This window comes from Leisingera sp. ANG59 (genome assembly GCF_013317235.1).
Taxonomy (GTDB): domain Bacteria; phylum Pseudomonadota; class Alphaproteobacteria; order Rhodobacterales; family Rhodobacteraceae; genus Leisingera.
Genome location: NZ_WLCM01000009.1, coordinates 14,912 through 34,499 on the forward strand (window position 1 = coordinate 14,912; position 19,588 = coordinate 34,499).

Here is a 19,588-nt window from a genome sequence, read left to right on the forward strand (position 1 = left end):
TCTGCAAATCAGGCGGCTCAGTCGTAAGTGCGCTGATCCTCGATCACCAGCCCATCCTTGGGCAGCGCATCCGGTGCCACCACTTCGACCTTGCCCTTTAGCTTCAGCACCTCGATCACCGAGCGGGCAAAGGCTGCCTCGTCGCCGCCTTCTGCCTCGATCTGCACGGTCATCGCGTCCATCTCGCCATCGCGGCTGGCGATGACCCGCGCCTTGACGATCTCGTCATGCTTCTCAACCAGCGCCGCCACCTGCTCGGGGCGCACGAACATGCCCTTGATCTTGGTGGTCTGATCGGCCCGGCCCATCCAGCCCTTGATCCGCATGTTGGTACGTCCGCAGGGGGAGACCCCCGGCATCACCGCCGACAAATCGCCAGTGGCAAAGCGGATCAGCGGGTAATCCGGGTTCAGCGTGGTCACCACAACTTCGCCCACCTCGCCCGGCGCCACCGGGTTGCCGGTGCCGGGGGTGACGATTTCAACGATGACATGCTCGTCAACGATCATCCCCTCCATCGCCGGGCTTTCATAGGCAATATTACCCAAATCGGCGGTGGCGTAGCACTGCAGGCAGGTTATTCCGCGGTCGGCATATTCCTGACGCATGCTGGGAAACAGCGCCCCGCCGCCCACCGCCGCCTTGGAGAACATCAGCTCCACGCCCATCGCATCGGCCTTGTCCAGGATCACCTTCAGGTAATCCGGCGTACCGGCGTAGGCGGTGGCGCCCACATCATGCGCGGCGGTCACCTGCAGCTCGGTCTGGCCGGTGCCGGCCGGCAGCACCGCGGCGCCGACCGCCCGCGCACCGTTTTCAAAGATCATGCCGGCAGGCGTCAGATGATAGCCGAAGCAATTCTGCACCACATCGCCCTGGCCGATCCCGGCAGCATGCAGGAACCGCCCCATGCGCCACCAGTCGCCATCCACCCCGCCCGGCTCGTAGATCGGGCCGGGGCTCTGGAAGATATGGGCAAAGCCGGTCGCAGGCTTCACGGTGAAGCCGCCAAAGGGCGGGTTTGCCGCCTGGGCGCGGCTCAGTTCGGATTTGCGCAGCACCGGCAGTGCCGCCAGCGCCTCAGCCGAATTCACCGCTGCAGGGTCCACCCCGTCCAGCAGCCCGGCATATCCGGCTGCACTCTTGGCGCGGGCAATCTGCTCCGGCAGCGCCTTGGCCAGGTCTGCGACGCGTTCGTCTGCGCTGCGGGTTTCAAGCGTGTCAAAATAGCTCATCACATCACCATCCCGCATCAGCTCAGCCACCTCTTGCGGCGGCGGTAGGACCGCACGTCGCGGAAGCTCTTGCGCCCTTCATCCGACATACCGAGATAGAACTCTTTCACGTCCGGGTTCTCCCGCAGGTCCGCTGCAGGCCCGTCCATCACCACCCTTCCGGATTCCAGGATGTAGCCGTAATGGGCATAGCGCAGGGCCACGTTGGTGTTCTGCTCGGCCAGCAGGAAGGTCACGCCCTCCTGCTCGTTGATCGACTTTACGATCTCGAAAATCTGTTCCACCAGCTGCGGCGCCAGCCCCATCGACGGCTCGTCCAGCAGGATCGTCTCCGGCCGGGACATCAGCGCGCGGCCCATCGCCACCATCTGCTGCTCGCCGCCCGAGGTATAGCCCGCCTGGCTCTTGCGGCGCTCCTTCAGGCGCGGGAAATAGTGATAGACCATTTCCAGGTCTTTCTGGATGTCCGCACCACCGTCGCGGCGGGTATAGGCGCCGGTCAGCAGGTTTTCCTCCACCGTCAGGTGCTCAAAGCAGTGGCGGCCTTCCATCACCTGAATGACGCCCTTCTTCACCAGCTCCGCCGGGTCCTGCTCATGCACGTGCTCGCCGCGGTACTTGATCGATCCCTTGGTCACTTCGCCGCGTTCGGAATGCAGCAGGTTCGAGATCGCCTTAAGCGTCGTGGTCTTGCCGGCTCCGTTGCCGCCCAAAAGCGCGGTGATGCCGCCCTTAGGCACATTCAGGCTCACACCTTTCAGAACGAGGATCACGTGATTGTAGATCACCTCGATATTGTTGACCTCCAGCAGGGTTTCGGCCTGCACATCGGAAGTATCGGCGGCGGTGTTCGCTGCATCCAGCATCAAAGCGTGTCCTCATACCTGTCCCGGATCTTGCCCCGGGACCCTGTTTGCGTGGCGCGGCGGCCCCCGCCGCACCGGTTGTTTCCGGCCCCGCCACGGCAGGGCCGGAAGGGAGCCCTTAGTTGCAGCGGGGCTCGATGCCGTTCTCAGCCGCGTAGGCGGCGGAGTCCTCTTCGATCAGCTTGCCGATCACTTCGGTATCAGACGGTTTGAAGTCCGAAATCAGGGACCAGGTCTTGCTCTCCGCATCCCACTGGGTCACGCCCACAAGGCCGGGGCCGCCGTGATTCTCGCAGGAGACGTTGAAGGTCGGGCCGAAGTTCGGCATCCCCAGCGCTTCCATCTTCGCCTCGTCGATCACCAGCGCTTCCATGCCGTCGCGCATCATCGCCGCGGTGATGTCAGCGGTTCCGTGGATTTCCTGCGCGGTTTTGGCGGCCTCGGCTGCCAGCATCGCCGCGTACATGCCGCGGTTATAGAGCACGTTGCCGACCTGGTCGCCGGCTCCCGCGGCCTTGCCCGCATCGACGACATATTTCTGGATATCGTCAAACACCGGGAAATCTCGGCCCACGTTGTGGAAGGTCACCGCCTTGTAGCCGTCGGCCTTGTCGCCTGCCGGCATCACGTCATGCTCGGCACCGGACCACCACACGCCGATGAAGTTTTCCATCGGGAAGCGGATGTTGGCGGCTTCCTGGATCGCCACCTGGTTCATCACGCCCCAGCCCCACATCACGACGTTGTCGGGACGGTCACGGCGGATCTGCAGCCACTGCGACTTCTGCTCCTGGCCGGGATGGTCGACCGGCAGAGCAATCAGCTCAAAGCCGTGCTTCTTGGAGAGCTCTTCCAGGGTCCGGATCGGCTCCTTGCCATAGGCGGAGTTGTGATAAATCAGCGCAATCTTCTTGCCGCTGATGTCGCCGCCATTGGATTCCAGCAGGTAGTTCACCACGCCCGAGGCGCCGTTCCAGTAGTTGGCCGGGTAGTTGAACACATGGCTGAACACTTCGCCGTTCGCGGCCGAGGTGCGGCCATAGCCCATGGTGTGCAGCGGGATGTTGTCCGCGGTCACCTTGGGGATCAGCTGATAGGTGATGCCGGTGGACAGCGGCTGATAGATCAGCGCGCCCTGGCCCTTGGTCGATTCATAGCATTCCACACCCTTCTCGGTGTTGTAGCCGGTCTCGCATTCGACCACCTTGGCCTTGACGCCGCCGATGCCGCCGTCGCGCTCGTTCAGCAGGGTGAAATAGTCGTTGTAGCCGTCCGAGAACGGGATGCCGCCCGCCGCATAAGGCCCGGTGCGGTAGCTGAGGTCCGGGAACACCAGGTCCGCCATTGCCGGCCCGGCTGCCATCGCGGCGCCGAGCGCCAGAGTGGTCAGTGTCTTTTTCATCGGCTTAAATCCTCCCTTTGGTCTTATCCGATGGTTGTCTTCAAACGGGGGTGGTCTTGCTTTTCTCCCCGCCAGCTCTCAGGCCGCCCCCGCCTTAGTGCGGGAAGGGCCACAGTCTCAGTTTCTCCTTGGCGACGCGCCACAGCTGCGCCATGCCGTGCGGTTCCGCGATCAGGAAGACGATGATCAGCGCCCCCACGATCACCAGCTGGAAATGCGCCACAATATCCGTGGGCCAGTTCAGAAGATCGACGCCGACCACCTTGAGGATCACCGGCAGCAGAACCAGGAAAGCCGCACCGGCAAAGGAGCCGAAGATCGAGCCCAGCCCGCCCAGGATCACCATGAACAGCACCAGGAACGACTTCTGGATGCCGAAGGCCTCGCCGACTTCGACCGCGCCCAGATAGACCGCAAAGAACAGCGCGCCGGAGATGCCGATGAAGAAGCCGGAGACCGCAAAGGCCGTCAACTTCGCCTTCAGCGGGTTCACCCCGATGATCTCGGCCGCAATATCCATGTCGCGGATCGCCATCCAGGTCCGCCCCACCGTGCCGCGGGTAAGGTTGCGGGCAATCAGCGCGCAGACGGTCAGGAAGATCAGGCAGAACAAATAGGTGGCCCAGGCCGGCGCATTGGGGCCGGTGATGATGATGCCAAACGTATCACGCTCAGGCGCGTTGATCTGGCCGGAGGCGGAATAGTTGTAGAACCACGGCACGCGGTTGAACAGCCACACCAGGAAGAACTGCGCCGCCAGCGTCGCCACCGCCAGGTAGAACCCCTTGATGCGCAGGGACGGCAGGCCGAACAAAACGCAGACACCCGCGGTGATGCCGCCCGCCAGGATCACATGGATGAACATGCTGACCTCCGGGAAGGCGGTCATCAGCTTGTAGCAGGCATAGGCGCCCACAGCCATGAACCCGCCGGTGCCAAGGCTGACCTGCCCGCAGTAGCCGACCAGGATGTTCAGCCCGATCGCCGCGATTGAATAGATCAGGAACGGCAGCAGGATCGCATTGGCCCAGTAATCATTGATCAGGAAGGGGATGAGGCCGAACGCAACCGCCAACACCACGTAATAGCGGTAGCGGTCAAACTTGATCGGAAACGTCTGGCTGTCATCGGCATAGGAGACTTTGAAATCCCCGGCTTCACGGTAGAACATGTCTCAGATGCTCCCTTTCTGTTGCGCGTTGGCGGTGCTGCCTGCGCGGATACTGTTGTTGATTGCGGTGGCGCTCATTCGATCTGCCCCCACCGGGCCTGTGCCGCGTCGCGCTGTTCGCGCGTCATCCGCTTCGACGGTTTGGCATAGCCGCTGCGCTCGCTGCCGCGCACCAGCCGCAGATAGGCGATGATGCCGGTGATCAGCCCGGCTGAGGCCAAGAGCGCCGCGGTCACCACCTGGGTCTCGCTGTAGCTTTCCGCCGACAGCGCCAGGTAGCCAAAGGCCCAGAACCCGGCCCAGGCAATGACGTTGATGACGGCGATCAGCTTGGTCATGCCCCACCCCCGGCGTTAACCACTTTGTCAGATTTCCGCGCTTGGACATATTTTGCCCACTTCTTTGTGCCACCCTGCGCTTGGGTAGAGTGAGTGGAACAAATGACCGTGATTTTCGAGGAAATCCGGCGGCTGGAGGCCGCGCGGAAGAAGGGCGACATATCCGAAGCCGAATTTGCCAGGGCCAAGGGCCGGCTGCTGGAAACCGTGGAAGACGCAACCGTCCTGCCGCCCTTCGAGTTTGAGCAGCCGCGGCGGCGGGTCTCCGGCGCAGCACCCGGACCGTGGGGAACGGTGCTGATCGGGCTGCTGATGGCCGGGCTGCTGACCTTTGTGGCCGGGCAGCTGATCGGCAACATCACCATTGCCTTCACCCTGGTTGCCACGGTCTGCGCCGCCATCGTTGTCGCCGCCTTCCGCCGGCTCGAGGGCTGAGTGTGCCGGGAGCAGATCATATGAGCCTCAGACCCGTTCAATGATCTTCTCCCCGAACAGCCCCTGCGGGCGGAACACCAGGAACAGCAGCGCCAGCACATAGGCAAACCAGTTCTCGGTTGCGCCGCCCACCAGCGGGCCGACCGCGAATTCGAACAGTTTTTCACCCACGCCGATGATCAGCCCGCCGACAATGGCGCCGGGGATCGAGGTGAAGCCGCCCAGCATCAGCACCGGCAGCGCCTTCAGCGCGATCAGCGACAGCGAGAACTGCACGCCGGACTTGGTGCCCCAGACGATGCCCGCGACCAGCGCCACGAAACCGGCAACCGACCACACCAGAACCCAGATGAAGTTCAGCGAGATGCCGACCGACAGCGCCGCCTGGTGGTCATCCGCCACCGCGCGCATCGCCCGGCCCTGCTTGGTGTACTGGCTGAAGGCCACCAGACCCGCCACCAGCAGCGCCGCAATCACCGTCGCCACGATATCCAGATTGTCGATAAAGAAGCCGTAGCCGAAAATGTTGAAGGTGGTTTCGTCGATCCACAGGTTGATGCCCTGCGGCAGGCCCACGTCCAGCGTCTTGATCTCGGAGCCCCACATCAGGTCGGCAACGCCTTCCAGGAAGTAGGCCAGACCGATTGTCGCCATGAACAGGATGATCGGCTCCTGCCCCACCAGGTGCTTCATCACAAGGACCTGAACCAGCCAGGCCAGCAGCACCATCACGCCGACGGTCAGCGCAATCGCCACGGCGCCCGGAACATTCCAGCCGAAATGGGTGATATGGCCACCAAAGACCGCGTTGATCAGATGGGAGAACGGCACCTGCCCCTGCATGATCCCCACCAGCGTCATCGCCGCAAACAGCGCCAGAACACCTTGGGCATAGTTGAAGATACCGGAGGCCTTGTAGATCAGGACGAACCCCAGCGCGACCAGCGCATACAGAACGCCGGCCATCAGGCCGTTCAGCGTCACTTCCATCGCAAAGACGAGTTGTTCGGGCATTAGAGGCTCTCCTCGGAATTCTGCGCTGCGGCGGTGCATAGGGGGTGCACAGGGGGTGTACGGGTGTCACCCTGCCGGCGGCGGGTGTTGCTGCGGTGCAACTCAGTCATGGCTGACCCCCAGATAGGCGTCGATCACATCCTGGTTATTGCGCACCTCATTCGGGGTGCCGTCACCGATTTTTTTGCCGTAATCCATCACCACGACCCGGTCGCTGAGGTCCATCACCACACCCATGTCGTGCTCGATCAGGGCGATGGTGGTGCCGAACTCGTCGTTCACATCCAGGATGAAGCGGGACATGTCCTCCTTCTCCTCGACGTTCATGCCGGCCATCGGTTCGTCCAGCAGCAGCAGCTTCGGCTCCGCCGCCAGCGCACGCGCCAGCTCGACCCGTTTCTTCAGGCCATAGGGCAGCCTTGCCACCGGAGTTTTGCGGATGTGCTGGATCTCCAGGAAGTCGATGATCCGCTCCACAACCTCGCGGTTCTCGGTCTCTTCGGCCTCTGCCTTGCCCTTCCACAACGCCTGCGAAAACAATCCTGTTTTCATATAGTTGAGCCGCCCGGTCATGACGTTGTCCAGCACGCTCATGCCTTCGAACAGCGCGATGTTCTGGAAGGTGCGGGCGATGCCCTGGCGCGCGACCTCATAGGGACGCATCGGCGGGCGCTTCTTGCCGTGGAACAGCACCTCGCCTTCCTGCGGCACGTAGAAGCCGGAGATCACGTTCAGCATCGAGGACTTGCCGGCGCCGTTCGGGCCGATGATCGCGCGGATCTCGCCCTCGCGGATGTCGAAGGAGATATCCTGGATCGCCACCACACCGCCGAACCGCAGGGTGATGTTCTTCATCTCCATCACCACACCGCCGATGGTGCGGCCGTCCTCGGTGACGTAGCTCTCGGAATTGTCAAGCATAACAACGGCCTCCATATTTCTGCCGCATAGAAATTTTAAGATTTCCATGCGATACTTGTTCAAAACGAGCAGCAAGGAGATCGACGTTATGTTCGGCGAACTTGAGCATTCCTGCCTTTTGAAGATGGCACTTGAATGCAAGCAGATGGGCCTCAGCCAATCCGAAAGCCTGGCCTCCATCATTGAGCAGACTCACGGGTTCAGCTCCCCCTTCAAGATTCAGCAGGTGGTCAACACGGCCTACAATCCCGGCCTCAACCCCGACCTGATCTGACAAGGCTCCGGCCTGCCTGGCACGGGGCGGGACGTTATCCGGTGAAACGTGCATCATTCCGCGGCCACCTTGTGAACCGCTGCCGGTTTCACTTCGGCATCGACGATGGTCAGCGTCGCCTTGATTGACCCCTTGCGGCCGTCCTCATAGGTCACTTCGGTGACGGTCGAGACCTTTTCCGAGCCGTCGTAGAGCGCAGTGATGATATCGTCGAATTTCTCCTCGACGATGCGGCGGCGCACCTTGCGGGTACGGGTCATTTCGCCGTCATCGGCATCCAGCTCCTTATGCAGCACCACAAAGCGATGCACCTGGCAGCCCGACAGCATCGGGTCCTCGGCCACGGACTTGTTCACCGCAGACACATGCGACCGGATGGTTTCCAGAACCTTCGGATGGCCGGCCAGCTCCTGATAGGAGGCATAGGCGATATTGTTGCGTTCCGCCCAATTGCCCACCGCCGTCAGGTCGATGTTGATGAAGGCGACGCAGCGGTCGCGGCCATTGCCGAACAGCACTGCCTCCAGGATGTCCGGGTAGAATTTCAGCTTGTTTTCAACATACTTGGGCGCAAACATGCTGCCATCGGCCATCTTGCCCACGTCCTTGGCGCGGTCGATGATCCGCAGATGGCCGGAGCCTTCTTCGAAGAAACCCGCATCGCCGGTGGCAACCCAGCCCTCTGCGTCTTTGGTTGAGGCGGTGGACTCCGGATTGTTGAAGTATTCAACAAAGGTGCCGGGCGAGCGGTAGTGGATCTCGCCGTTGTCGTCGATCTTGATCTCGACCTCCGGCGCCGGCACGCCAACGGTATCGGCACGCACTTCCCCATCCGGCTGCACGGTGATGAACACGGTGGCCTCGGTCTGGCCGTACAGCTGCTTCAGGTTGATGCCCAAGCTGCGGTAGAAATCGAAGATCTCCGGCCCGATCGCCTCCCCCGCGGTATAACCGACACGGATGCGGCCATAGCCCAGCGTGTCCTTGAGCGGGCCGTAGACCAGCACATTGCCCAGCGTGTATTTCAGCCTATCCATCAGGCCCACCGGCTTGCCGTCCAGAATGTTGCCGCCGACCTTCTTGGCATGGGCCAGGAAGTGGTGGAACATCTTGCGCTTCAGAGCGCCTGCGTCCTCCATCCGGATCATCACGTTGGTCAGCTGGCCTTCGAACACCCGCGGCGGGGCGAAGAAATAGGTCGGCCCGATCTCGCGCAGGTCGGTCATCATGGTGTCCTGGCTTTCAGGGCAGTTCACACAGAAACCGCACCAGTAGGCCTGGCCGATCGAGAAGATGAAGTCGCCCACCCAGGCCATCGGCAGGTAGGACAGGATGTTCTCGCCCTGGGTCAGATGGTCGAACTCGGCAGAGTTCTTGGCGCTTTGTATCACGTTGCGGTTCGACAGCACCACACCCTTGGGCTTGCCGGTGGTGCCGGAGGTGTAAAGCATCACGCAGGTGCTGTCGTAGTCCAGCTTAGCCTGGCGCTTGTTCAACTCGCCAATCAGCTCATCATGAGCCGCCCGGCCCTGATCCTGGATGTGGCTGAACTGGTGCAGCTGGGTGTGGTCGTATTTCCGCATGCCGCGCGGATCGAGGTAGATCATATGCTCGAACTGATGCAGCTGATCCTGGATCTCGATCACCTTGTCGGCCTGCTCCTGATCTCCAACGATCACGAAGCGCGCGCCGCAGTGACCCAGCACATAGGCCATCTCCTCGGCGACCGCGTCCTGATAGAGCGGCACCGGCACAGCGCCCACCGCCTGAGCGGCAACCATCGACCAGTAGAGATAGGGACGGTTGCGTCCGATGATGGCGACAAAGTCGCCTTCCTTCACGCCAAGGTTGATGAGACCCAGCGCCAGCGCCTCGATTTCCTTTGCCGTCTCGGACCAGGTCCAGCATTGCCAGATGCCGAATTCCTTTTCCCGGTAGGCCGGCGCGTTTGCGAATTGCGCCGCATTGCGTTGAAGCAGCGCCGGCAGGGATTGCATACCCTGGGCGCCCGTCTGCATCTGAGCCAACTTTCTCTCCTCCCTTTCCGGCGTTGCTGCCGGACTGGCCGCTGCCCGCGGCTCTGGCCCCGATTAGGGACAGCGGCAGAGTAGCCCGTCAACTTTTTCCTGATGTTTTCCCAAATCTTACGAATTGTAACAGCTCAATTCCCCTTGTTTTAAAGACTGTTACGCTGACCGGCTACACTCCGCGCAAGGCAAACCTCACGCTGCGGATTAACCAACCGCACGCATTCGCGCGGGAATCGAACGAAGGGATGGTGTTTCGAATCAATTATCAGCGGTCAATTTCTGAAACGCCCGGTGCGGTAACTTCTTGATGCCCTCGGGCTCGCATTCAGCCACCGGCAACCAGAGGGCGACCATCCCCTTGACGCAACGGCAACAAGGTCCCCCGCGGCCGAATGGCAGTTTGCCCCCTACCCGCGCCGGTGCTAGCCATGAGCCGGGGAGAACCATGAACCGGACAAGCAAACAGCACGCCGCCATGACCACCGCCGGGCTGAATCTGATCGCCCAGGCGCTGTCGATCTATGACAACGACCTGCGGCTGTCGGTCTGCAACCGGCGCTTCCAGGAGATGTTCAGCCTGCCGGATCATCTGGTGCAGCCCGGCGCCTCCTTTGCCGATACTATCCGCTTCCTTGCCGAGGCAGGGGAGTACGCGCCGGAAAGCGATGTCGAGGAGATCGTGCAGAGCCGGGTTGAGCAGGCGCTGGATTTCGTGCCGCATTATTTGGAGCGCGAGCGGCCCAACGGGCAGATGATCTCGATTGAAGGCTCACCGCTGCCGCAGGGCGGCTGGGTCACTGTCTATACCGACATCACCCGAGCCAAGCGCGCGGAGCAGCTGCTGCGGTCCCGGTCAGAGGAGTTGTCAGAGAAGCTGATTGCCCATACCGAGGAACTGTCCGCCGCCAACCGGCAGCTGGAATCCGCGAACACCGCACTGGAAGAAACCAAGCGCCAGCTGACGGAAATCGAGGGCCGCACCCGCCTGACAACGGAGATGATGCCTGCCCATATCGCCCATGTGGATGCGGACGGGTACTACACCTATACCAACCGCCGCCTCAGCGCGGTGTTCCCGGGCCGCCCGTCGGATATCCTGGGAATGCACATTTCGGACGCCCTGGGGGAGGCCGCGTTTGAGCGGATCGAGCCGCACTTGCTGGCGGCTTACAAGGGCGGCAGCCCGGTTTTCGAGTTCACCGAAAGCCACGGAAGCCGCCGCATCAGGGTCGCCTTCACTCCGGATCAGCAGGGCGGCGTCTATATCTTGTCAATGGATGTGACCGAGGAGACCCAGGCCCGGGTGGCGCTGCAGCAGGCGCGGCGCCGCGAGATGGCCGCGCAGATGACCAGCGGCCTGGCGCATGATTTCTCCAACCTTCTGACCATCATTCTGGGCATGCAGGGCAAGCTGGAGAAAATGGGACTGGGTGGCGAGGCCGGCGATCTGGTGCAAGGCACCTTGTCTGCAGCGCGGCGCGGCGGGCGGCTGCTGAACCGGATTGCCGAGATGACCAGCCAGCGCACCCTCCGGCCGCAGGCGACGGACATGCACGCGCTGCTCGATGAGCTGAAAGTGCTGGCGTCGCCTTCTCTGCCGCAAGGGCTGGGGCTCAGCATTCTCGACAACCTGCCGGATCAGGCACTGCTGCTGGACGCGGGCAAGCTGCAGGACGCGCTCCTGAACCTGATCCTGAACGCGCGCGATGCCTGCGGCACCGCCGGCCAGATCACCGTCAGCGCCCATGCGGTCGGACAGACCTGGGTCGAAATCACCGTCACCGACACCGGGCCCGGCTTTTCACCGGAAGCGCTGGAAAAGGCACTGAACCCGTTCTTCACCACCAAGGGCAGCGAAGGCTCCGGCCTTGGTCTTCCAATGGTCTATGACATGGCAAAACTCGCCGGCGGCGACATGCGGATCGGCAACGGCATTTCCGGCGCCGCGATCACCCTGCGCCTTCCCTACCGCCCGGCCCCGGATGCCGGCGGCGGCATGGCGCTGCTGGTCGAGGACAGCGAGGAACTGCGCGCCGCCTTCCGCGACATGCTGATCGATCTTGGCTATTCCGTGATCGAAGCCGCTAGCGTGGATGAGGCCTGCGCGCTGACCGCTGACCTGCCGGACATTGCGCTGGTACTGTCGGACATCATGCTGGAGGGCAGCGCAACCGGTGTTGACCTTGCTTCGCGGCTGGACGGGTCCGGCCTGCCCTGCATCCTGATGACCTCCTTGCCGGTGAGCGATCCCTTGTTCCGCAAGGCATTGAAATGCGGCCCGGTTTTGCGCAAACCTTTCACCATCCACCAGCTGTCTGAGCTGATCCAACCGGAGCCCGCCGTATGACATCGCCCCTGGTCACCATCCTGGATGACGAGCCGGAAATCCGGCAGATCCTGACCGACACGCTGGAGGACGCGGGCTTTCGCACCCAAAGCTTTGCTCGCGCGCGGGAATTCGAGGCAGCCCTGAACCGGGTGACGCCAGACGTCTGCCTGGTGGATCTGTCGCTGCCCGACACCGACGGTCTGGCACTGGTGCACCGGCTGGCGCTGGAACAGGGCGCGGCCGTCATCATCATCTCCGGCCGGGCGCAGGTGCAGGACCGGGTGACCGGGCTGGAACTGGGCGCCGATGATTACATCACCAAGCCCTTCGACCCGGCGGAGGTGGTGGCCCGGGTCCGCGCCCGGCTGCGCGCCGGCCCGCGAACGGCGGCCCCCGCCAGCAACACCGCACACTTCGCCGGCTGGACTGCTCATTTCGACCGTTATGTTCTGGAGGATGCCGAGGGCACCGAGACACCGTTCTCCCATGCCGAAGGCGAGGTGCTGCGGCTGTTCCTCGACAGCCCCAAGCGGCTGATCTCCCGCGCCCAGATGCAGGAGATGCTGGGCGGCGCGGCCGGTGACAGCTTTGACCGGGCGATGGATGTGCGCATTTCCCGCCTGCGCACCAAGTTGCGCGAAGACCCCAAGAACCCGCGGCTGATCAAGACGATTTACGGCGCCGGCTACATCTTTCTGGGCGATGTGGACTGGGCCTGACCCCCTTCAGGTAGAAAACAGCCCGTCCCGCGCTACGCTCATTCTTGCAAACCAAGAGGAGCGAAAGATGACGCAACTGCAGTATTTTACCGCCCTTTCCGGGCTTTGGCTGGCGCTGGCCTGGCTGCCCTACATTCTTGACCGGGTCATGGTCCGCGGGCTGATGGGGGCAATGGCCAATCCCGGCCCCGGCGACCTGCCGCAATCGCTGTGGGCACAGCGCGCGCACCGGGCGCATATCGTCGGGGTGGAACTGTTTGCCGCCTTCGCGCCGCTTTCCATCCTGGCGATGCTGGTGCTGCCGTCAGAGGATCAGCCCGGCACCCTGGGCCTCACCTTCTTCTTCGGCATGTCGGCACATTACATCATCTACGCCATCGGCATCCCGGTTCTGCGCACGCTGGCCTTTGCGGTGGCTGCACTGTCTTCGGTGCTGCTGGGCCTCTCCCTCCTCGGCGCAGCATAGAGTTTCTTGCCCGGGCGAATCACTTGGCATAGAGTCGCTGCATGGCCACCTGTCTGCTCTACCGCCAAGCCCCCTCGCGCCCGTCGCGGTTCTACCGCATTGAGCTGGCGATGAACCTGTTCTCCGAAGTCTCCGTGCTGCGGGAATGGGGCGTGGCCGGCGGCAACGGGCAACGCGTGATCAATATCTACGGCAACCTGCGCGAGGCCTCGCTGGCCGCCGACAGGCACCGGAACCGGATGATCAAGCGCGGCTACGGCCGGGCCTGACTCGCGCCGCGCCAGCGGCGCCCGGCCCAACTGGGACGGCCCTCCGGCAGGAGGTCCGGGAACAGGCGGGAGTTCACCCGGCCAGGGCCCGGGCAGCGCGGTTCAGCACCTGCAGCCCCAGCACCAGATCCGCTTCTTCGGTGTCTTCGTCATAGGCATGGCTGATGCCGCCAATGGACGGGACAAACAGCATCCCTGCAGGCATCACCGTTGCCAGATTGGCCGCGTCATGCAGCGCGCCGGAGGGCATCTTCTGCCATTTCCCCGGAGCCAGCGCCTCCGCTGCCTTGCTCAATTCCGCCTGGATCCGTGCATCCATCGCCGCCGGTTCTATGCCCATCACCGGACCAAGCTTCACTCTCACGCTGTGGCTGGCAGCTATTTCCTGCGCGGTGCCCTTGATGGTGGCTTCCATCCGCGCCAGCCGACCGGCATCCGCATCCCGCCATTGCATGGAAAACTCCACCCGCCCTGGCACCACGGAGGACGCATTGGGATGCAACGCCACATGGCCGATGGTCCAGACTGTGGCGGGTGTCACCACATTGGCAAACCGGCTGTTTAGAGCCGCATTGAAGGCTGACAGCGCCTGGAACGCGTCCCGGCGCTATGCATCGGCGTGGTGCCTGCATGGTTCTGACGGCCCTCAAAGGTGATCCGCATGTCCCGGATGCCGACGACGTCCGTAACCACACCGATCCCTAGCCCGGTTTCCTCCAGATAGGGCCCTTGCTCGATATGCATCTCCAGAAATCCGCTGAACCGGCTGTGCGGCAGGAACTCCCCGGCCAGATCCGCCATCCGCGCCCGCATGTCCGCAAGGTTATTGCCAGTGTTGTCGGCGAACCCGTCCGCCTCAGCCAGGGTCAACTTGCCGGTCCAAACATCCGAGCCGGTCAGCACTCCGAACCGCCCCTCCTCATCCTGGAAACTCACGCATGAAATGGGCGGCCCGGCCTCCTCCTTCACGGCGCGGGCAACCTCCAACCCGGCCACCACGCCCAGCGCCCCGTCCAGCCAGCCGCCTTCGGGCTGGCTGTCGCTGTGCGACCCCACCAGCAGGCTCTTCCCGGCCGCCAGCCCGAACAGGTTGCCGAGCGGATCGAAATGCGGCTCTAAACCGGCTTCTTCCATCCGTTTTGCCAGCCACTTGCGCGCGGCGATGTCGGCATCCGAGTAGGCCTGCCGCACCACCCCCTTGCCCACACCTGACGCGCCAAAACTGCGCAGCTTGTGCAGGTCATCAAGGAATCGCTGAGAGTCGAGGGGCATGGCAGGTCTCCAATCCGGCAGTCGCACACTGCGCCATGTCTGCCCCGCCCACAATGAATTTAACAAGAGCACCTTCAAGCCGCCCTTTCCTCTGCCTGCAAGCTCCCCTAAGACTCCCCCGGTAACAACGGAGCCGCCCGCCCATGTCCCACATCACGCTGATCCGCCACGGCCAGGCCAACACCCAGGCCCGGGACGAGGCCAGCTATGACCGGCTCAGCGATCTGGGCCACCAGCAGGCGGCCTGGCTGGGTGACCACCTGCGGGCCAGCGGCAGCCATCATCCGCGCGTCTATTGCGGCACGCTGACCCGGCATATCGAGACCGCGGCCTCGATGGGCTTTGCGAATCCGGTGCAGGACGCGCGGCTGAACGAGATGGAATATTTCACCCTCGCCGAGGCAATGCGCGACCAACACGGCCTTCCCATCCCGGAAGAGCGTGAGGGGTTTGTCGATCATCTGCCAAAGGTCTTTGCCGCCTGGGCGGCCGGCGACATTGCCGAGCCTTACGAGAGCTGGTCGCAATTCGAAACCCGCACCCGGCAGGCGCTGGAGGAAATCGCCGCAGGCGAAGGCCCGGCATTGGTGGTGACCTCCGGCGGGCTGATCTCAATGGCGCTGCGGCAGGCAATGGGGCTGGACACCGCGGGGATGGCCCGGATTGCACTGGCGGTGATGAATACCTCGATGCACCGTCTGTTCCCGATCGGCGGCCACTGGAGCCCGGTTTTGTTCAACGCGGTGCCGCATCTGGAAGCGCCGGACCGGCATTTTGCCCAAACACATCTCTGAGACACGCACGGGAGGGAAGACATGCAGCTTTACTATGCCCCCAATACCATTTCGGTGGCTATCGCCATCGCGCTCGAAGAAGCCGGGATCGAATATGAGGCAGTGAAAATCGACTTTGCCGCCAAGGAACAGACCGGCGCGGCCTATGCCCAGATCAACCCCAAGGGCCGTGTGCCGGCACTGGCGGTTGAGGGCGGCATCCTGACCGAGACCGGCGCGCTGCTGGAATACATCGCCGACATGGCGCCCGAAGCGTCTTTGCGCCCGCAAGACCCTGTGGTGCTGGCCCGGATGCGCGAGGTAATGTTCTATCTCGCCTCCACCATGCATGTGAACCATGCTCACAAACTTCGCGGCGCCCGCTGGGCCAAGGAGCGGACCAGCTGGAAGGACATGCAGAAGATGGTGCCCCAGACCATGGCGGCCTCCTGCGAATACATCAGCCAGTTTGGCCTGCGCGGGCCTTTTGTATTGGGGGATACGGTCAGTCTCGCCGATTGCTACCTTTACGTGGTTTGCACGTGGCTGGAAGGTGACGGGGTGAACGTGGCGGACTTCTCAAAAATCCAGAACTTCATGACGGCAATGGAACAGCGCGCATCCGTACGCGCGGTCTATGCCAAGGGAATGCTTTGAAGGACATGACTATGACGCATCTGTGGGTACGGGCCGAACAGCGCCCCAATGAAGACCGGGCCGGCCTGACCCCCGAAGGCGCCAAGTCACTGCTGGCAGGCGGCATCAAAGTCACGGTAGAGGAAAGCTCGGTGCGGGCGATCCCGCTGCAGGGCTACATTGATGCAGGCTGCGAGATTGCGCCGGAGAACTCCTGGCCGCAAGCACCCGCGGACGCGATCATCTTCGGCCTCAAGGAGCTGCCCGAGGACGGCACTCCGCTGCCGCACCGCCACATCATGTTCGGCCATGCCTTCAAGGGCCAGCACTCCGGCAAGGCTTTGCTGGAGCGGTTCAAGGCCGGCGGCGGCACGCTTTATGATTTGGAGTATCTGGTCGATGAATCCGGCCGCCGGGTCGCCGCCTTTGGCTACTGGGCAGGCTATGCCGGCGCCGCAGTGACGCTGAAGTCCTGGGCGGCCCAGCAGCGCGGCGAGCTGTGCGGGCCGGTTGGCGTCTATCCCGGCAAGGACGCGCTGCTATCAGATCTGGGCGCAGAACTTGACGCGCTGAACATGGACCGCCCGACCGCTATCGTGATCGGCGCGCTTGGCCGCGTCGGTACCGGTGCGGCTGATCTATGCGAGGCAATGGGCGTCGCCGTCACCAAATGGGACATGGCCGAGACCGCAAGCGGCGGCCCGTTCCAGGAAATCCTGGCCCATGACCTGTTCCTGAACTGCATCTTCGCACGCCCGGGCACACCGGTTTTTGTCCCGCGTGAAGCATTGGCCGCGGACCGCAAGCTGACCGCCATCGGCGATGTCGCCTGCGACCCGGACAGCGACTACAACCCAGTGCCGGTCTATGACCGTGCAACAACCTGGGAGGCCCCCGCTCTGCGCGTCGCCGAAAACCCGGTGCTGGACGTGATGGCGATCGACAACCTGCCGTCGATGCTGCCGGTGGAAAGCTCCGAGGATTACGCGGCGCAACTGCTGCCCTCGCTTCTGGCCCTGACCGATCTGGACAGTGGCGTCTGGAGCCGGGCCAAGGCCACCTTCCTGGAGCACCTGCCGGAATGACCGCAACTTCCATCGGGTTTCTGGCGGCCATCCTCGGCACCATCTGCTGGCTCCCCCAAGCCTGGAAGGCCTGGGCCACGCGCGACACGGCAGGGCTGTCGCTGCCTGCAAACCTGATGTTTCTCGGAACCGTCAGCCTGTGGCTGATCTATGGGCTGCTTATGGGCGATGCGCCCATCATCCTTGCCAATGCCTGCTCCATCGTCATCGTTCTGGCGATCATCGGGGCAATCCTGAAATTCAAGAAAGGGACTGACATATGACTATTCACTGGTGCGGCACCGGCCTGTCGGCAATCCCCGGCCTGCGCCGCCTGCTGGAAGCGGGCCATGACGTGGCGGTCTGGAACCGGACCACGGCCAAGGCACGCGAGGCCGTGGGCGATCTGACCACCAACATCCACGCCTTCAGCATCGCCAACCTGGGCCAGATGCTGAGCCCCAAGGACGTCATCGTCTCCATGCTGCCCGGCGACTGGCATGTGCCGCTGGCAGAGCTGGCCATCGAGCACGGCGCGCATTTCGTTTCCTCCTCCTACATCGCGCCGGAAATGCGCGCATTGGACCAGAAGGCCAAGGATGCCGGCGTCTGCCTGATCAACGAGGTGGGGCTGGACCCGGGTATCGACCACCTGATGGCGCATGCGCTGGTTGCGGACTACAAGGCTTCCGATGCTTTTGATCCGGCAAACGAAATCAGCTTCATCTCCTATTGCGGCGGCATCCCCAAAACGCCGAACCCGTTCCGCTACAAGTTCAGCTGGTCGCCCCTGGGCGTGCTGAAGGCGCTGCGCTCGCCGTCGAAATCAATCCGCGACTTCAAGGAACTTGACGTCGCCCGCCCCTGGGACGCGATCTCCTCCTACGAGGCACCGCTGCCCGCGCCGGAAAGCTTCGAGGTATACCCGAACCGCGACTCGGTCCCCTTCATGGCCCAGTACGAATTCGGCGAAGACTGGAAGGTCAAGGAATTCGTCCGCGGCACCCTGCGCCTCAACGGCTGGGCCGATGCCTGGTCGGATGTATTCAAAGAGGTCGAAACCCTTTCCGGCCCAGAAGGCGACGCCCGCCTCAAAGAGATGTCGGACCAGTTCTGGACCGAAAACGCCTATGACGAGGGTGAGCCTGACCGGGTGGTTCTGTGTGTTGGCCTGAAAGCCGAAAAAGATGGCGCCGAGGTCTGGCACAAGACCTATGTGATGGACGCCTGGGGCGACGAGCGCGGCACCGCAATGGCACGCCTGGTGTCCTACCCGGTGTCCTTTACCATAGAGGCCGCAATGAACGGCAAAATCGCCGCCGGGGTCCACGCCGCGCCCAGCGACCCTGCCTTGGTCGAAAAGTGGATGGCTGAGATCGGCAAGCTGGCCCAGCATCTGGAGATCGTCGACAGCAAATCCTGACCGCGGATTGAAAACAACAAAGGGCGCCGGATCGCGGCGCCCTTTCGCCTGGCGAACCTGAACGGCAGTATCAGCGCCCGATCACATCCTCCTCGACATCATTGACGTCGATACCCAGCGCCTCCAGCCCGGCCTCCAGGTTGTCGGCCAGATGCGGCGTGCCCAGCAGGTAGTCAGCGGTCGGGGTGGTTGCTTCCTGGCGGGCGGTATAGATCGCCTCAGCCAGTTCTTCCGCTTCGAAACTGCCGCGGCCGACCCACATGATGCCAACCAGTTCCGCTTGCTGGTCCTCGCTCATCCGGTCGATGAAAGCGCGCAGCTCGCCCTCAGCCCGGTTCAGCTCCCGGGCCATCATCGCCACCTGTGCCACCTTGCGGACTGAGATCTCCAGCATTGCTCCATTCCTTCTGTTCGCTGCCTCAGCATATCAAACCGCAGGCAAAACGCCTAAGTCTTTGATCTGGGGCAAATGGAGCCGCCACTGAACGACTACCGCCTGGCGCCGGTAGGATCGGCAAAGTGATTTTCCAGGTACTGAAGTACGATGTCTTCGGTGATGGCGCCGTTGGTGGTTGAAAAATACCCGCGGCCCAGAACCGGCAGCCCCAGTAGCGCCTGCGGATCGCGGGGAATTCCCGTTGCACCCGGTAAGACGAACGGCCCTTCATCTTGCGCACCTGATCGGAGATGGCGAGTTTCGGCGGTACCGACACGAACATATGCACATGGTCGCTCGACAGCACCCCGCGCAAGATGGCGACCCCGTTCTCGGCGCAGACCTGGCGGCAGATGCCGCGCACCCGCAGGCGCAATGCCCCGCGCAGCACTTTGTAGCGGTATTTGGTCGGCCATACGATATGGTGGCGGTGGTAGAAAACGCAGTGTTTGCCGGTATCATATTGCATGCACTTGCCCTCCGGAAAATGAGCCTTCGACCCGGCTGCGGCTCAT

At 62.9% G+C, this 19,588-nt stretch carries 20 protein-coding genes and 2 pseudogenes; 11 read left to right on the forward strand and 11 right to left on the reverse strand.

Annotated elements, in window-relative coordinates; all coding sequences use genetic code 11:
• Window positions 1–17: 17 nt before the first annotated feature.
• The 5 genes from GKC28_RS10260 to GKC28_RS10280 all read right to left on the reverse strand — a co-directional run bounded on the left by GKC28_RS10260 (window position 18) and on the right by GKC28_RS10280 (window position 5,012).
• Window positions 18–1,235: a phenylacetate--CoA ligase family protein gene (locus GKC28_RS10260; RefSeq protein WP_174146809.1), complete on the reverse strand. Its 1,218-nt coding sequence runs from the start codon at window positions 1,233–1,235 to the stop codon at window positions 18–20.
• A 17-nt stretch (window positions 1,236–1,252) separates the two neighbouring features.
• On the reverse strand, window positions 1,253–2,101 hold the full coding sequence (locus tag GKC28_RS10265) for an ABC transporter ATP-binding protein (protein ID WP_174146810.1): 849 nt from the start codon (window positions 2,099–2,101) through the stop codon (window positions 1,253–1,255).
• A gap of 118 nt (window positions 2,102–2,219) precedes the next feature.
• Entirely contained in the window at window positions 2,220–3,503 is a 1,284-nt protein-coding gene (locus GKC28_RS10270; RefSeq protein WP_174146811.1) for an ABC transporter substrate-binding protein, read from the reverse strand.
• Window positions 3,504–3,597: 94 nt separating this feature from the next.
• Window positions 3,598–4,674 carry a branched-chain amino acid ABC transporter permease gene (locus GKC28_RS10275; RefSeq protein WP_174146812.1) on the reverse strand — a complete coding sequence of 359 codons (1,077 nt, stop codon included), beginning with the start codon at window positions 4,672–4,674 and terminating at the stop codon, window positions 3,598–3,600.
• Window positions 4,675–4,748: 74 nt separating this feature from the next.
• Entirely contained in the window at window positions 4,749–5,012 is a 264-nt protein-coding gene (locus GKC28_RS10280) for a hypothetical protein (protein ID WP_174146813.1), read from the reverse strand.
• Window positions 5,013–5,114: 102 nt separating this feature from the next.
• Here GKC28_RS10280 and GKC28_RS10285 point away from each other — a divergent pair, with 102 nt between their 5' ends.
• On the forward strand, window positions 5,115–5,447 hold the full coding sequence (locus GKC28_RS10285; protein ID WP_174146814.1) for an SHOCT domain-containing protein: 333 nt from the start codon (window positions 5,115–5,117) through the stop codon (window positions 5,445–5,447).
• 27 nt (window positions 5,448–5,474) lie between these two features.
• Here the strand turns inward: GKC28_RS10285 and GKC28_RS10290 are convergent, their stop codons facing one another.
• Both GKC28_RS10290 and GKC28_RS10295 read right to left on the reverse strand, forming a co-directional pair.
• Complete coding sequence (locus GKC28_RS10290) at window positions 5,475–6,461, reverse strand: branched-chain amino acid ABC transporter permease (protein WP_174146815.1); 987 nt, start codon at window positions 6,459–6,461, stop codon at window positions 5,475–5,477.
• A gap of 102 nt (window positions 6,462–6,563) precedes the next feature.
• The gene (locus GKC28_RS10295) at window positions 6,564–7,382 is read right to left on the reverse strand and encodes an ABC transporter ATP-binding protein (RefSeq protein ID WP_174146816.1); all 819 of its coding nucleotides are present in this window, start codon (window positions 7,380–7,382) and stop codon (window positions 6,564–6,566) included.
• An 88-nt stretch (window positions 7,383–7,470) separates the two neighbouring features.
• On the opposite strand from GKC28_RS10295, the gene GKC28_RS10300 reads away from it, so the two are divergent.
• Entirely contained in the window at window positions 7,471–7,656 is a 186-nt protein-coding gene (locus GKC28_RS10300) for a hypothetical protein (RefSeq protein WP_174146817.1), read from the forward strand.
• A gap of 53 nt (window positions 7,657–7,709) precedes the next feature.
• Here GKC28_RS10300 and GKC28_RS10305 read toward each other — a convergent pair whose 3' ends face one another.
• Window positions 7,710–9,674, reverse strand: a complete 1,965-nt coding sequence (locus GKC28_RS10305; protein ID WP_174146937.1) for an AMP-binding protein — start codon at window positions 9,672–9,674, stop codon at window positions 7,710–7,712.
• A 457-nt stretch (window positions 9,675–10,131) separates the two neighbouring features.
• On the opposite strand from GKC28_RS10305, the gene GKC28_RS10310 reads away from it, so the two are divergent.
• From GKC28_RS10310 to GKC28_RS10325, 4 genes are all read left to right on the forward strand, one after another.
• Window positions 10,132–12,033: a PAS-domain containing protein gene (locus tag GKC28_RS10310; protein ID WP_174146818.1), complete on the forward strand. Its 1,902-nt coding sequence runs from the start codon at window positions 10,132–10,134 to the stop codon at window positions 12,031–12,033.
• A complete protein-coding gene (locus tag GKC28_RS10315; protein ID WP_174146819.1) occupies window positions 12,030–12,734 on the forward strand; it encodes a response regulator transcription factor in 705 nt (234 codons plus the stop codon). Before GKC28_RS10310 ends, GKC28_RS10315 begins: the two co-directional genes overlap by 4 nt.
• A gap of 67 nt (window positions 12,735–12,801) precedes the next feature.
• The gene (locus tag GKC28_RS10320) at window positions 12,802–13,200 is read left to right on the forward strand and encodes an MAPEG family protein (RefSeq protein WP_174146820.1); all 399 of its coding nucleotides are present in this window, start codon (window positions 12,802–12,804) and stop codon (window positions 13,198–13,200) included.
• Window positions 13,201–13,241: 41 nt separating this feature from the next.
• Window positions 13,242–13,469 carry a WGR domain-containing protein gene (locus GKC28_RS10325; RefSeq protein ID WP_174146821.1) on the forward strand — a complete coding sequence of 76 codons (228 nt, stop codon included), beginning with the start codon at window positions 13,242–13,244 and terminating at the stop codon, window positions 13,467–13,469.
• A 73-nt stretch (window positions 13,470–13,542) separates the two neighbouring features.
• Here the strand turns inward: GKC28_RS10325 and GKC28_RS10330 are convergent.
• Window positions 13,543–14,741: pseudogene (locus tag GKC28_RS10330) on the reverse strand (hydantoinase/carbamoylase family amidase).
• Between the two features lie 143 nt (window positions 14,742–14,884).
• Between GKC28_RS10330 and GKC28_RS10335 the strand changes: the two are divergent.
• Genes GKC28_RS10335 through GKC28_RS10355 form a run of 5 tightly spaced genes read left to right on the forward strand, consistent with a single transcriptional unit; the run spans window position 14,885 to window position 18,637 of the window.
• Window positions 14,885–15,535 (forward strand): histidine phosphatase family protein, encoded by a 651-nt coding sequence (locus GKC28_RS10335; RefSeq protein ID WP_174146822.1) that lies wholly within the window; start codon window positions 14,885–14,887, stop codon window positions 15,533–15,535.
• Window positions 15,536–15,556: 21 nt separating this feature from the next.
• Window positions 15,557–16,171 carry a glutathione S-transferase family protein gene (locus GKC28_RS10340; RefSeq protein WP_174146823.1) on the forward strand — a complete coding sequence of 205 codons (615 nt, stop codon included), beginning with the start codon at window positions 15,557–15,559 and terminating at the stop codon, window positions 16,169–16,171.
• A gap of 11 nt (window positions 16,172–16,182) precedes the next feature.
• Window positions 16,183–17,235 carry a saccharopine dehydrogenase gene (locus GKC28_RS10345; protein WP_174146824.1) on the forward strand — a complete coding sequence of 351 codons (1,053 nt, stop codon included), beginning with the start codon at window positions 16,183–16,185 and terminating at the stop codon, window positions 17,233–17,235.
• The gene (locus GKC28_RS10350; RefSeq protein ID WP_174146825.1) at window positions 17,232–17,498 is read left to right on the forward strand and encodes a SemiSWEET family sugar transporter; all 267 of its coding nucleotides are present in this window, start codon (window positions 17,232–17,234) and stop codon (window positions 17,496–17,498) included. Before GKC28_RS10345 ends, GKC28_RS10350 begins: the two co-directional genes overlap by 4 nt.
• Window positions 17,495–18,637 carry a saccharopine dehydrogenase family protein gene (locus GKC28_RS10355; protein ID WP_174146826.1) on the forward strand — a complete coding sequence of 381 codons (1,143 nt, stop codon included), beginning with the start codon at window positions 17,495–17,497 and terminating at the stop codon, window positions 18,635–18,637. The genes GKC28_RS10350 and GKC28_RS10355 overlap by 4 nt, the downstream gene beginning before the upstream one ends.
• 70 nt (window positions 18,638–18,707) lie before the next feature.
• On the opposite strand, the gene GKC28_RS10360 is transcribed toward GKC28_RS10355, so the two are convergent.
• Together GKC28_RS10360 and tnpA are read right to left on the reverse strand one after the other, a co-directional pair.
• Entirely contained in the window at window positions 18,708–19,031 is a 324-nt protein-coding gene (locus GKC28_RS10360) for a DUF3775 domain-containing protein (protein ID WP_174146827.1), read from the reverse strand.
• Window positions 19,032–19,126: 95 nt separating this feature from the next.
• Window positions 19,127–19,542, reverse strand: a pseudogene (gene tnpA, locus GKC28_RS10365) (IS200/IS605 family transposase).
• Between the last annotated feature and the right edge of the window lie 46 nt (window positions 19,543–19,588).

Excerpts from the sequence above, each read along its gene's own strand:
- GKC28_RS10335 (WP_174146822.1), top strand. The coding sequence starts at position 14,885 with ATGTCCCACATCACGCTGATCCGCCACGGCCAGGCCAACACCCAGGCC.
- GKC28_RS10360 (WP_174146827.1), bottom strand. The coding sequence starts at position 19,031 with ATGCTGGAGATCTCAGTCCGCAAGGTGGCACAGGTGGCGATGATGGCC.
- GKC28_RS10340 (WP_174146823.1), top strand. The coding sequence starts at position 15,557 with ATGCAGCTTTACTATGCCCCCAATACCATTTCGGTGGCTATCGCCATC.
- GKC28_RS10320 (WP_174146820.1), top strand. The coding sequence starts at position 12,802 with ATGACGCAACTGCAGTATTTTACCGCCCTTTCCGGGCTTTGGCTGGCG.
- GKC28_RS10315 (WP_174146819.1), top strand. The coding sequence starts at position 12,030 with ATGACATCGCCCCTGGTCACCATCCTGGATGACGAGCCGGAAATCCGG.
- GKC28_RS10280 (WP_174146813.1), bottom strand. The coding sequence starts at position 5,012 with ATGACCAAGCTGATCGCCGTCATCAACGTCATTGCCTGGGCCGGGTTC.
- GKC28_RS10355 (WP_174146826.1), top strand. The coding sequence starts at position 17,495 with ATGACTATTCACTGGTGCGGCACCGGCCTGTCGGCAATCCCCGGCCTG.
- GKC28_RS10270 (WP_174146811.1), bottom strand. The coding sequence starts at position 3,503 with ATGAAAAAGACACTGACCACTCTGGCGCTCGGCGCCGCGATGGCAGCC.
- GKC28_RS10350 (WP_174146825.1), top strand. The coding sequence starts at position 17,232 with ATGACCGCAACTTCCATCGGGTTTCTGGCGGCCATCCTCGGCACCATC.
- GKC28_RS10325 (WP_174146821.1), top strand. The coding sequence starts at position 13,242 with ATGGCCACCTGTCTGCTCTACCGCCAAGCCCCCTCGCGCCCGTCGCGG.
- GKC28_RS10305 (WP_174146937.1), bottom strand. The coding sequence starts at position 9,674 with ATGCAGACGGGCGCCCAGGGTATGCAATCCCTGCCGGCGCTGCTTCAA.
- GKC28_RS10345 (WP_174146824.1), top strand. The coding sequence starts at position 16,183 with ATGACGCATCTGTGGGTACGGGCCGAACAGCGCCCCAATGAAGACCGG.
- GKC28_RS10300 (WP_174146817.1), top strand. The coding sequence starts at position 7,471 with ATGTTCGGCGAACTTGAGCATTCCTGCCTTTTGAAGATGGCACTTGAA.
- GKC28_RS10310 (WP_174146818.1), top strand. The coding sequence starts at position 10,132 with ATGAACCGGACAAGCAAACAGCACGCCGCCATGACCACCGCCGGGCTG.
- GKC28_RS10275 (WP_174146812.1), bottom strand. The coding sequence starts at position 4,674 with ATGTTCTACCGTGAAGCCGGGGATTTCAAAGTCTCCTATGCCGATGAC.
- GKC28_RS10285 (WP_174146814.1), top strand. The coding sequence starts at position 5,115 with ATGACCGTGATTTTCGAGGAAATCCGGCGGCTGGAGGCCGCGCGGAAG.
- GKC28_RS10295 (WP_174146816.1), bottom strand. The coding sequence starts at position 7,382 with ATGCTTGACAATTCCGAGAGCTACGTCACCGAGGACGGCCGCACCATC.
- GKC28_RS10265 (WP_174146810.1), bottom strand. The coding sequence starts at position 2,101 with ATGCTGGATGCAGCGAACACCGCCGCCGATACTTCCGATGTGCAGGCC.
- GKC28_RS10290 (WP_174146815.1), bottom strand. The coding sequence starts at position 6,461 with ATGCCCGAACAACTCGTCTTTGCGATGGAAGTGACGCTGAACGGCCTG.
- GKC28_RS10260 (WP_174146809.1), bottom strand. The coding sequence starts at position 1,235 with ATGAGCTATTTTGACACGCTTGAAACCCGCAGCGCAGACGAACGCGTC.